Genomic DNA, 11,904 nt, shown 5'->3' on the forward strand with positions numbered 1-11,904 from the left:
GCTAAACTTGCCCGCCAATCATAGTGTATAGTGGTTGGCAGGATGGATAACATTGCGAGATAAAACGATGATCAAACAAAGGACACTTAAACGTATTGTTCAGGCGACTGGTGTCGGTTTACATACCGGTAAAAAAGTCACGCTAACAATGCGCCCAGCACCGGCTAACACTGGGGTCATCTATCGCCGCACTGACTTGAATCCACCGGTTGATTTTCCGGCAGATGCAAAATCCGTGCGTGATACTATGCTCTGTACTTGCTTGGTAAATGAGCATGACGTGCGAATCTCAACGGTTGAGCACCTGAATGCAGCGCTTGCGGGGTTGGGTATCGATAATATTATTATCGAAGTTGATGCGCCAGAAATTCCCATTATGGATGGTAGTGCCAGCCCGTTTGTTTTCCTGCTGCTGGATGCGGGTATTGAAGAGTTGAACACATCTAAAAAATTCCTGCGTATTAAGGAAACCGTGCGTGTGGAGGAGGGTGATAAGTGGGCAGTGATGACACCTTATAATGGTTTCAGTCTGGATTTCACTATTGATTTCAACCACCCTGCGATTGATTCAAGTACTCAACGTTACTGTCTGGATTTCTCGGCAGAAGCGTTTGTTCGTCAAATCAGTCGTGCACGTACATTTGGCTTTATGCGTGATATTGAGTACTTACAATCTAAAGGGTTGTGTTTAGGTGGCAGCTTTGATTGTGCGATTGTTGTTGATGACTATCGTGTGCTTAATGAAGATGGCTTGCGTTTTGAAGACGAATTTGTCCGTCATAAAATGCTGGATGCAATTGGTGATCTGTTTATGTGTGGCTATAACATCATTGGTGCATTTACTGCGTTCAAATCTGGTCATGCGTTGAACAATAAACTATTGCAGGCAGTTCTGGCGCAAGAAAGTGCATGGGAGCTGACTACTTTCGAAGATGAAGCTGAAATGCCATTGGCTTTTCGTGCTCCATCAACTGTAATGGCATAACTCTCTAGTATGCTGATAATAATTCAATAATATATCAGTGAGTTATGTTATCAGTAATTTTGTTCTCGCTGATGTTTTTTACTCGGCGTTAATACTGTTCAGCGTTAACACTTAAATTTATTTAGCGTTATCGCTTAGTTGTTTTAGCTGTGCTGGCACTCTCTCCGGCCAGTGCAGCTAGTCGTTCTAATCTTTCCTTCAGCTTTTTTGGGCTACGGTTCGCTAGCGTTATTAATTCTTTCGCACTCTCTTGACTTAACTGACGTGTCGGTAAAGTTTTATGATCATCGCCCATCGTTTTTGCGAAGCTCCGCGCACTATTGCTATGCTTAATCATGAGTGATGGGTTAATCCTGATGTCGATAGATGACAATGATGGTAGAATTTCGCTTCTTAGTGCAGAAAGCAGCATTGGTAGCTCGTAACGTAATCTGGTCATCCAACTGGCGTTTCCTGCTTCCAGTACCAGAATTTGTTTGCGATAATTAGCGACCCGGCACCACGGATGTAATGGTGCGGGAAGCAAGCTGACAACGGCACGGTTAAGTTTTAACAAAGCGACGGCACGTTGCTGGATAACATGAAGCGGGCTTTTCTCAATGGCAGCGGCGTCTTCAAAAAGAACATCTAGTGATTGTGGGCGGCTATCGCGCATAGTGAAAGTAGCTCCAGTATGATGAAGGATTAATGGGTATTCTAAATCTTTGGCGACAATTTGGCAGACGTTATTTTTGGTCACATCTGTTATTAGGGGTGGTTGCGGCAAGTATTGGCGTTCCTACCATTTTAGCGGGTGTTACCGATAATATTTCACAAGCTAATACCTCGCCTAGCCAGAGTTGGCAAAATCAGGCTTTATCGGCTTTTGATAATCTATTCTCATTGCAGAATGTTCAACACCAGCCAGCCAATGGCGTTAATTACTGGCAACAACATGCTGTACGTAACGTGATCAGACAGCTTTCTTTTGCTTTTTCTGTTACGCAACCTATGAGCGATGAAACAGCAAAACAAAGTATCCGGTTAAGTTCTTCCAGCATTCAGCAGCTTGTGCTGGAAACCCTCAATACACTATTAATTCGGGAACCTAAGCCACCTGAACCGGTTTTAGATATACCGCTCCTGAATGTTGCACCACAATCTTCTTATACTCCGACGTTTTGGATTGCTAAAGCCCAAGGTATCCGTGCAGGTCCTACTGCTTACCTCTGAATCTTCGTTTTTTTACAAATTTTCGAAATAAATAACTATTTGCTGGCTGCGAGATAACGGCCTTATTTGAGATGTAATTAACTATGCTGATTAAATTATTAACAAAGGTTTTTGGTAGTCGTAATGACCGTACACTGCGTCGTATGCGTAAAGTTGTTGATGTCATCAACCGCATGGAGCCAGAGTTTGAAAAATTGTCTGATGATGAATTGAAGGGTAAAACAGCTGAATTCCGTGCCCGTTTGGAAAAAGGCGAATCGCTGGAAAATCTGTTACCTGAAGCATTTGCAACAGTACGTGAAGCAAGTAAGCGCGTGTTTGCTATGCGTCATTTCGACGTTCAGTTACTGGGTGGGATGGTTTTGAATGAACGTTGTATTGCGGAGATGCGCACTGGTGAAGGTAAAACACTGACAGCGACTTTGCCTGCTTATTTGAATGCATTAACTGGGCGTGGTGTTCACGTAGTCACTGTGAATGATTATCTGGCGCAGCGTGATGCCGAAAATAACCGCCCATTGTTTGAATTTCTGGGGTTGAGTGTTGGTATTAATCTGCCAGGTATGCCGGCACCCGTTAAACGCCAGGCATATGCTGCGGATATTACCTATGGTACTAACAACGAATATGGCTTTGACTATCTTCGTGACAACATGGCATTTAGCCCAGAAGAGCGTGTTCAGCGTAAGCTACATTATGCGCTAGTGGATGAAGTTGACTCCATTCTGATTGACGAAGCACGGACGCCATTGATTATTTCTGGCCCTGCTGAAGATAGTTCTGAGCTTTATATCAAAGTCAATAAGTTGATCCCTAAATTGATTCGTCAGGAAAAAGATGATTCAGAGACTTTCCAGGGAGAAGGTCATTTTTCTGTCGACGAAAAATCCCGCCAGGTTAACTTGACGGAACGCGGTTTAGTTTTGATTGAACAATTACTGGCGGAAGCCAACTTGATGGAAGAAGGTGAGTCCCTATATTCGCCAACCAATATCATGTTAATGCACCATGTTACAGCCGCACTACGTGCCCATGCGCTGTTTACCCGTGATGTTGACTATATCGTGAAAGATGGTGAAGTCATTATTGTTGATGAGCATACGGGTCGTACTATGCAGGGGCGTCGCTGGTCTGATGGATTGCATCAGGCTGTTGAAGCTAAAGAGGGTGTAGAAATTCAGAATGAAAACCAAACCCTAGCTTCAATTACCTTCCAAAACTACTTCCGATTGTATGAAAAACTGGCGGGTATGACCGGTACGGCAGATACAGAAGCGTTTGAGTTTAGCTCTATTTATAAGCTTGATACCATTGTGGTTCCGACAAACCGTCCAATGATCCGTAATGATTTGCCAGATCTGGTTTATATGACCGAAGCTGAAAAAATTGAAGCTATCATTGAAGATATCCGCGAACGTACCAGCAAGGGGCAGCCTGTATTGGTGGGAACTATTTCTATTGAAAAATCTGAACTGGTTTCCCGTGAACTGACTAACGCGGGTATCGAGCACAACGTACTTAACGCCAAATTTCATGCAATGGAAGCGGACATTATTGCTCAGGCGGGTCAAGCGAGCGCGGTAACCATTGCGACTAACATGGCTGGTCGTGGTACAGATATTATGCTCGGCGGTAGTTGGCAGGCAGAAATTGCTAAATTGACCGAGCCCACAGAAGCTCAGATTGAAGAGATTAAAGCCGCATGGCAGGAACGTCATGACATTGTTCTGTCTGCGGGTGGTTTGCATATTATTGGTACGGAGCGTCATGAGTCTCGTCGTATTGATAATCAGTTACGCGGGCGTTCCGGGCGTCAAGGGGATGCGGGATCATCCCGTTTCTATTTATCAATGGAAGATTCACTGATGCGTATTTTTGCCTCTGATCGTGTCACTAGCATGATGCGTAAACTGGGTATGAAACCGGGTGAGGCGATTGAACATCCGTGGGTAACTAAAGCCATTGCCAATGCTCAACGTAAAGTAGAGAGCCGTAACTTCGATATACGCAAGCAATTGCTAGAGTACGATGATGTTGCTAACGATCAGCGCCGTGCTATTTATGCTCAGCGTAACGATTTGCTGGATGTGAGTGATGTTAGTGAAACCATTGGTAGCATTCGTGAAGATGTATTTAAAGTAACCATCGATGCTTATATTCCCCCTCAATCTCTGGAAGAGATGTGGGATGTGGAAGGTTTGCAGCAACGTTTAGTGACTGATTTCGATTTAGAGCTGCCGATCAAAGAGTGGTTGGATAAAGAGCCTGAGTTACACGAAGAGACGTTGCGTGAGCGTATCCTTGAACAGGCTGTTGAAGTCTATAAACGTAAAGAAGAGATTGTTGGCATTGAAATGATGCGTAATTTCGAAAAAGGTATCATGTTGCAGACTCTGGATATGTTGTGGAAAGAGCATCTGGCAGCAATGGATTACCTACGTCAGGGTATCCATCTACGTGGTTATGCTCAGAAAGATCCGAAACAGGAATATAAACGTGAATCTTTCGCTATGTTTGCAAGCATGCTGGAATCGCTGAAGTATGAAGTGATTAGTACATTGAGCAAAGTCCAAGTGAGATTGCCGGAAGAAGTAGAGGCATTGGAGCAACAGCGCCGGGCGGAAGCTGAACGCTTGGCAAGGCAACAGCAATTAAGCCATGAGGTTGAAAAAGGCGCATTGATGTCTACAACAGAAGCTCAGATTGCCAGTGGAGCTCGTAAAGTAGGCCGTAATGATCCTTGTCCTTGTGGATCGAGTAAAAAATATAAGCATTGCCACGGGCGCTTGCAGTAACGATGAAAAGGCGGGAAACCGCCTTTTTACTGTTAGTTTTAAGTGAATTTAGTTTTAAGTGAGCAACGTTGGATATAGCATTTGGTTGTTGAGCAATCAAAAAGAATAGACGAAGAAGTAAGAGTAATATGGAAAAGAAACACCTACATATAGCCGCTGGGATTATCAGAAATACGCAACATGAAATTTTTATTACTCAGCGTCATGCTGATGCCCATATGGGTGGTTTCTGGGAATTCCCTGGTGGGAAAGTTGAGAAAGAAGAAACGCCTGAACAGGCTTTAATACGTGAGTTACAGGAAGAAATTGGTATTACAGTGACTCATTATGAGCGGGTAAAAACGGTTGAACATGATTTTCCTGACAGGTTGATTACCCTGTATTTCTTCTTGGTGGATGAATGGGAAAATGAACCTTTCGGTAAAGAAGGGCAACTTTCTCGGTGGGTATTACAGAAAGATTTAATTGCTGATGAATTCCCGCCTGCTAATCGTAGCATTGTTGCATTACTTACCGCTTGAGTTGTTAATAGCCGCATTATTAATAACGCGGCTATTTATTATTGCTCAGCTTGTCCACTCCAATCATCACTATCGGAGTTTTCACTTTGGTTTGGTATCCGCTTCTCTTCATTTGCCCACTGGCCTAAATCAATTAATTGACAGCGTTTACTACAAAATGGGCGATATGGGCTTATTTCTCCCCAAACCACAGTCTTACCACATGTTGGACATTCAATCGTGAGTAATTCAGACATAATAATTTTCCTGATAATTAGTTCGTAATATTAACAGCATGCTAATTCAAATGGTAAATGAGCAGGCACGGAGCCTTTTTCACTATCCAATGGTAAAAAACGGATAGCAAAGCGGGTCTTATGACCGGAAATTTGAGGAAACAATAAAGGTGTTAATGGCAAACGCAATCTGAGTAAATCTGCGCCTTCTGCTGTATTCTGATGGAAACCGTTTTTACTGATTTCTGAACGAAAAATAGCCGATTGGCGGATGAGTTCTAAAATACTTTCCAAGGCTTGTTGGAGAGGTAGCAAACTGCCAATCCAGAATGCGACCATTTTATCTCTTTCTGATTGTGGTAAGTGAAGCCATAGATGTAGGGTGGGTAGATCAAAACCACAACAACCACTGGGAATACTGAGACGCTGGCGCACCAGGCTGATAATTTTATCTTCTTTAAGGGATTGCCCCAATCGTGGTGCTTTACTTAATGCAATAGCCCGTTCTTTCAATTTTAATCTGAAACTATTGACGATATTTATATCAACATCGGGTATTTCAGCCCATTGTTTTAATTTTGCCTGTTGACGTTCTAATTCTTTTAGCAATTCTGAACGTACTTCCCCTCGTTCTAGCACTTCAAGTAACTCAGTCACTGTGCGGAAAAAGGCGAGGCTGCTTGCCAGTGAGTTTAAATGGCGTTGACTGGTGAGTTGTTGTAGGGAAGATTCAATTCTCAACCATGCTCGCATTTTTTCATTCAGTGGGTGTTCAAAAATGATTGTAGAAGTTGTGTCACTCATCATGATTGTCCTGTCTGGCTGATTCAGCTAATCTTAAGTATTGTTGATGTAGTTCGGCAACCCGAGGAGTAATGGCCTGTACGTTATCATGATTTGAGATAATGTCATCGGCATAAGCCAGTCTCTCGCTACGGGATGCCTGGGCAGCCAAAATATTTTCAATTTGCTGGTAGCTAATACCATCACGAGTGGCTACCCGGCTAATTTGTATTTCAGGTGAAACGTCAACGACTAAAATCCGATCTGCCAGATGCCTTAAATTATTTTCGACTAATAATGGAACAACCCAAATAACATAAGGTGCTGTTATCTGTTCTAATTGCCGTCGGGTTTCTTGGTGTATTAGAGGGTGAAGAAGTTGATTAACCCACTGTTTTTCTTGATTGTTTGTGAATATTTTCTGGCGTAACAGTGCTCGGTTAAGGTTACCATCGGGTGTCAATATGTCATGACCAAAGTGTTCTGTGATGGCTTGTAGAGCAGGCGTTCCAGGAACAACGACTTCTCTGGCAATAATATCTGCATCAACAAGAGGGACACCAAGCGTTGCAAAAGCATTGGCGATAGTGGTTTTACCACTGCCAATCCCACCTGTGAGTGCAATAATATAAGTCATCCTATCCCTTAATATTACTTGATAATATTTCAGGATTGTAACTGAAAGGAGGCAGATGACCTAGAGACAAAGCTATGGAATCATTTTTACTTTAGGTGAGTATCGTACCTAGCTGAAAAATGGGTAAATACATTGCGAGCAATAGCGTACCGACAATAATCGCTATTATGACTATAAGTATTGGTTCTAGTAACTGTGTCATACTATCAGAAATCTCCAATGCTTGTTGTTGGTACCAATTAGCGAGATTTCCTAATAACAGTTCCAGATTGCCAGATTCTTCGCCAACACTGACAAATTGTTGACACAGAGCAGGAAAACAAGATTGTTGTTTCAGTGTTTCGCTCATTGGTACCCCTTGATTAATTTGGGCTCGTAAGAATTTAGTCGCTTGCAGAAATACCGGATGATTTATTGATGCAATAGCACTGTCTAACCCTGCGGTGAGTGTCAGGCCGGCTTTTTGTGTCATAAACAGAATATGGAAAAGTTGCCCTAATTGCTGACAACTAATTAATTTTGCAATGACGGGTAAACGTAACATTAGATTTTTTTCACGAGTAATCCATATTGTATGGCGTTGACGTAATTGTAGATAAAATAGAAGTAGTATAATTAATCCAATAACACCATAGCCACCATATTGAATCAGCCAGTTGGAAGTGATTAATAAACTGCGGGTGAGCAGAGGAAGTTGTGCATCAAATGAATGATAAATATGTTCAAATTCAGGTAAAACAAAAATAAGCATCAATAAAATAATGATGCTGGCAACAATGGTAATAATCAGAGGATAACGCAGTGCTTTTGCTATTTTCTTCTGTAACTTATCTTGTTGCTCCTGTTGTTTAACCAATAATTGACAGCAGACTTCTAATTGCCCGGTTAATTCACCAACAGAAATAAGTTGACAAAATAAAGGTGGGAATAGAAATGGATAATTTTTTAATGAGGAGGAAAATGATTCTCCACGGGTAATTTTCTTGCTAATATCTAATAATACACAGTGCCATAATGGATGACCACATTCGCGAATAAGAATGTTTAGGCAATTTAATAATGGCATTCCTGATGATAATAGTGTTGCCAATTGACGAATGAAATTCAAACGGTAGGCAATTTGTTGTTGATGATAGAATATCAATTTTTCACATTTTATATTATAAGGTTGCAATCCAGAATGAATGAGCTGCTGATATAAAACTTTCTTGTTATCACATAGTGATTTCCCTTTTGATATTTCGCCTTTGTTGTTCACTGCGTGCCAATTATAAAGATAATGAATTTTCATTACTATTCCTGACCTGTGACTTGATAAATTTCTTCTAATGTAGTGATGCCTTGTTCCACTAATAAAATACCGGATGAAAGTAAAGTGTCTTTTCTTTGAGATATAATGGTTTTTTGCACATTTTTAGGATTCTGTTCTGATAATATTTGTTGAATATCATAAGTTATTTCTAAAAATTCATAAATAGCCGTTCGGCCATAATAACCGGAGAAACAATGCTCACAACCAACTGCTAACCATTGTTTAATAAATAGAGAATTGTTTTCAATATTAATAACGGTTTCTTCTGTTTGTTGCTTGCGGCAATGAAGACATAATTTTCTGACAAGTCGTTGGGCGATAATTAATTTGATACAAGAAGCAGCCATATAACCTGAAATACCCAGATTTTGTAGGCGCGATAATGTATCTATGGTTGAATTAGTATGCAATGTAGAAAGAACCAAATGACCTGTTTGTGCCGCTTTTACTGAAATTTCGGCTGTTTCGCCATCACGTATTTCTCCTACCATAATGACATCAGGATCTTGGCGTAATAGTGCCCGTAATACTTTGGCAAAATTGAGCTCGATTTTGCTATTAGTTTGTGTCTGATTAATGCCATTCAGTGGGATCTCGACAGGATCTTCTACACTGCAAATATTTTTTTTATTCTGATTTAGATATTGTAAGCAGCTATATAAAGTTACGGTTTTCCCACTACCCGTTGGACCAGTCACTAAAATCATTCCTTGTGGTAATGCGAGTTTTTGTCGGAGCTGATTTAACAATGGGTCAGGAATACCTAATTGATCTAACGATAATTGCTGCATTGTATTTAATATTCTAAGCACAACTTTTTCTCCGTGTATGGTTGGCAAAGTTGCCATACGGATAGCATAATTGTGTCGGGTGTCAGACCAATCAAATTGTCCATCTTGAGGTAACCGTTTTTCAGCAATGTTCAATTTCGCCATTATTTTAAGGCGTGCGGAAATGCTTGCATTCATTTGATGAGATGGCGAAGACAAGAGGTGTAATGAGCCATCAACCCGGATACGGATACGATAACCCTGTTGGAAGGGTTCAAAATGAATATCGGATGCACGCCGTTGAATTGCAGTTAATAAAGTTTGATTAATCAGTTGAATGACGGGGGCATCATTTTCATCTGTATTGGTATCAGCTATAAGTGGTAATAGAGAGGATTTTTCCTCTGGTACATGACTCAGTGAAATATTTTGATGTAATACTGATTCGATCCTTGCCAGTGGCCAAATTTCTACATTAACAATACATCCGGAAATAAAGCGTAATGTTGATAATAAATCATCATTGGGTAATTCGCTGCTGGCAATTGTTATCGTATTATCATCTTTTTTTATCACAACAGATTGGTGACGTTGACAAATATCATGAATTTCTTTTTCCATCAATGTGTTTTCTGCTGTTGAAAGTGAGTTCATTATTGCTTCCTGTGTATACCCGTTATCTTTCAAGTTGCCTCTTTGTTGGCTGCACTCGTTCACCCCGGTCACATAGTTTGCTATGCTCCCGGGGATTCACTCCCTTGCCGCCGTGATGCATCTTGAAATCCATAGGGTATAAATGTGTATTAATAAGAGTAATGAATTAAAATTCAAATATTTCCTGACAACGGCTCTTTAATGAACTGTTTGTTGATTCACATTTATTATTCCATTTAATTGTACCTGTTTGTGTATTTTGTATCGGCTTTAATGTAACGCTGAGGTTTTTAAGACTCTGTTGCCCGTTAATGACCACTTCTCCATTTTTAACGGAAATACTCCCGATATATCTGCTGTTATGACCTTTGGGAATTGATGGCATTCCTGTACTGCAACCTATGAAATCTTCAGCTTCAAAACTGCAAAGCTCTATACCTGATTTATAAGGCACAATAGTTTGTAGCATATCTGTTAGAGCGGCTTTTTGAATATATCCTTGATAACTAGGAATACCAATAGCACTTAAAATGGAAATGATAGCAATAGCGACCATGATCTCCATTAAAGTAAATCCTTGTTGTTTTCTCATATTCTTTCTCCGTGTTGCTGTATTGCGATATAGAGAATGAAGGAAAGAGAAAAAAATGAAACAGGATATATGAAGGTTATGGAATTGACTCGAAAAAAGATTTTTGAATTGCAAGATTTGCAAAAATATTTACGATGGTGTTCGCAAACTTTTTAGTTATCAATTGCTGATTTACACCACCATCAATATTATTATTGCTATACCCAATGGATTTCAAGATGGATCGCGGCGGCAAGGGAGCGAATCCCCGGGAGCATAGCGAACTATGTGACCGGGGTGAACGAGTGCAGCCAACAAAGAGGCAACTTGAAAGATAACGGGTATAATTACTGAAAGCGCATGGAGAGATCTAATGCTCTAATATGTTTAGTGAGTGCTCCAACAGAAATAAAATCGATGCCTGTTTCAGCATAGCTGCGTAGAGTATCTAGGGTGATATTACCGGATACTTCTAAGGCGACTTTTCCTGATGTGATAGCGACGGCTTCTTTCATCATTGGGATAGTGAAATTATCTAGCATAATAATATCAACATGAGCTTTTAGTGCCAGAATGAGTTCATCTAGCGTTTCTACTTCGACTTCAACAAGGACATCAGGGTGAGAATAACGCGCTTTATCTACTGCCTGTTTAATAGAGCCATTGGCAATAATATGGTTTTCTTTGATAAGGAAAGCGTCAAATAATCCAAGGCGGTGATTATTACCACCTCCGCAAAGTACGGCATATTTTAGGGCGGTGCGTAATCCTGGCAGCGTTTTGCGCGTATCAAGTAATTGGGTTTTTAGACCGGCGAGACGGTGAACATAATGACTAGTTTCTGTTGCAACGCCAGAGAGAGTTTGAATAAAGTTAAGGGCGGTGCGTTCACCAGTCAGTAATATCTGTGCCGGGCCTCGTAATATGCCAAGTTTTTGGTTGGCTGTAATTGCATCACTATCTTTGACTAACCATTCAATGGAGATTTGGTCGCCTAATTGAGTAAAAACTTCATTCAGCCATTGTTGTCCACAGAAAATGCCATCTTCCCGAGTGATAATGACAGCGGTGGCTTGTTTATCTGCGGGAATTAATTGGCCGGTAATATCAGAGGTGAAATTTGTATTTCCGCCCAGATCTTCTTTTAGTGCAAGAGCTACACTGGCAGGAATGTCGTTCTGCAAGTGTTCCATAAGAACAACACGGCGCTGATCTACATTGTAATTTTGTTTTGTCATTAAAAAGCTCCAGAGGTGATAACAATATTAATGATCTTAACATGCTACCCTGTTGTGTAGTGAACAACTACTATCTTGGTTTTATCATCTAGATTCAGCACATATACAGGCTCTTAAGCAGTAACTGTATATTTTAGATAGAAAAAAGGCTTCATTTATGATCTGATAATCGTCGCCAAACTAATACCAAAACCACGGATGAAGCCTGTGA

General features: G+C 40.8%; 12 protein-coding genes. 4 read left to right on the forward strand and 8 right to left on the reverse strand.

Annotated features, from left to right (window positions below; translation table 11 throughout):
- The first annotated feature begins 67 nt into the window (after positions 1 to 67).
- The gene (lpxC, locus tag SLS51_RS16745) at positions 68 to 985 is read left to right on the forward strand and encodes a UDP-3-O-acyl-N-acetylglucosamine deacetylase (RefSeq protein ID WP_323839788.1); all 918 of its coding nucleotides are present in this window, start codon (positions 68 to 70) and stop codon (positions 983 to 985) included.
- Positions 986 to 1,112: 127 nt separating this feature from the next.
- Here lpxC and SLS51_RS16750 read toward each other — a convergent pair whose 3' ends face one another.
- Positions 1,113 to 1,640 (reverse strand): DUF721 domain-containing protein, encoded by a 528-nt coding sequence (locus SLS51_RS16750; RefSeq protein WP_323839789.1) that lies wholly within the window; start codon positions 1,638 to 1,640, stop codon positions 1,113 to 1,115.
- A 32-nt stretch (positions 1,641 to 1,672) separates the two neighbouring features.
- On the opposite strand from SLS51_RS16750, the gene secM reads away from it, so the two are divergent.
- The 3 genes from secM (at position 1,673) to mutT (ending at position 5,513) form a co-directional block, all read left to right on the forward strand.
- Positions 1,673 to 2,197: a secA translation cis-regulator SecM gene (gene secM / locus SLS51_RS16755; protein WP_323839790.1), complete on the forward strand. Its 525-nt coding sequence runs from the start codon at positions 1,673 to 1,675 to the stop codon at positions 2,195 to 2,197.
- 83 nt (positions 2,198 to 2,280) lie between these two features.
- Positions 2,281 to 4,992, forward strand: coding sequence for a preprotein translocase subunit SecA (gene secA / locus SLS51_RS16760; RefSeq protein WP_323839791.1), 2,712 nt, complete (start codon positions 2,281 to 2,283; stop codon positions 4,990 to 4,992).
- 128 nt (positions 4,993 to 5,120) lie between these two features.
- Complete coding sequence (gene mutT, locus SLS51_RS16765; RefSeq protein WP_323839792.1) at positions 5,121 to 5,513, forward strand: 8-oxo-dGTP diphosphatase MutT; 393 nt, start codon at positions 5,121 to 5,123, stop codon at positions 5,511 to 5,513.
- A 38-nt stretch (positions 5,514 to 5,551) separates the two neighbouring features.
- Here mutT and yacG read toward each other — a convergent pair whose 3' ends face one another.
- From yacG to nadC, 7 genes are all read right to left on the reverse strand, one after another.
- On the reverse strand, positions 5,552 to 5,749 hold the full coding sequence (gene yacG, locus SLS51_RS16770; protein ID WP_323839793.1) for a DNA gyrase inhibitor YacG: 198 nt from the start codon (positions 5,747 to 5,749) through the stop codon (positions 5,552 to 5,554).
- 30 nt (positions 5,750 to 5,779) lie between these two features.
- Positions 5,780 to 6,532 carry a cell division protein ZapD gene (gene zapD / locus SLS51_RS16775; RefSeq protein ID WP_323839802.1) on the reverse strand — a complete coding sequence of 251 codons (753 nt, stop codon included), beginning with the start codon at positions 6,530 to 6,532 and terminating at the stop codon, positions 5,780 to 5,782.
- Positions 6,525 to 7,148: a dephospho-CoA kinase gene (gene coaE, locus SLS51_RS16780; protein WP_323839794.1), complete on the reverse strand. Its 624-nt coding sequence runs from the start codon at positions 7,146 to 7,148 to the stop codon at positions 6,525 to 6,527. The genes zapD and coaE overlap by 8 nt, the downstream gene beginning before the upstream one ends.
- Before the next feature lie 91 nt (positions 7,149 to 7,239).
- Positions 7,240 to 8,439, reverse strand: a complete 1,200-nt coding sequence (gene hofC, locus SLS51_RS16785; protein ID WP_323839795.1) for a protein transport protein HofC — start codon at positions 8,437 to 8,439, stop codon at positions 7,240 to 7,242.
- Positions 8,440 to 8,441: 2 nt separating this feature from the next.
- Positions 8,442 to 9,884, reverse strand: coding sequence for a type II secretion system protein GspE (gene gspE, locus SLS51_RS16790; RefSeq protein ID WP_323839803.1), 1,443 nt, complete (start codon positions 9,882 to 9,884; stop codon positions 8,442 to 8,444).
- A 166-nt stretch (positions 9,885 to 10,050) separates the two neighbouring features.
- Positions 10,051 to 10,476 carry a prepilin peptidase-dependent pilin gene (gene ppdD, locus SLS51_RS16795; RefSeq protein ID WP_323839796.1) on the reverse strand — a complete coding sequence of 142 codons (426 nt, stop codon included), beginning with the start codon at positions 10,474 to 10,476 and terminating at the stop codon, positions 10,051 to 10,053.
- Between the two features lie 326 nt (positions 10,477 to 10,802).
- Positions 10,803 to 11,693, reverse strand: a complete 891-nt coding sequence (gene nadC, locus SLS51_RS16800; protein WP_323839797.1) for a carboxylating nicotinate-nucleotide diphosphorylase — start codon at positions 11,691 to 11,693, stop codon at positions 10,803 to 10,805.
- Positions 11,694 to 11,904 lie beyond the last annotated feature (211 nt).

This window comes from Photorhabdus africana (assembly GCF_035181445.1).
Taxonomy (GTDB): Bacteria; Pseudomonadota; Gammaproteobacteria; order Enterobacterales; family Enterobacteriaceae; genus Photorhabdus; species Photorhabdus laumondii.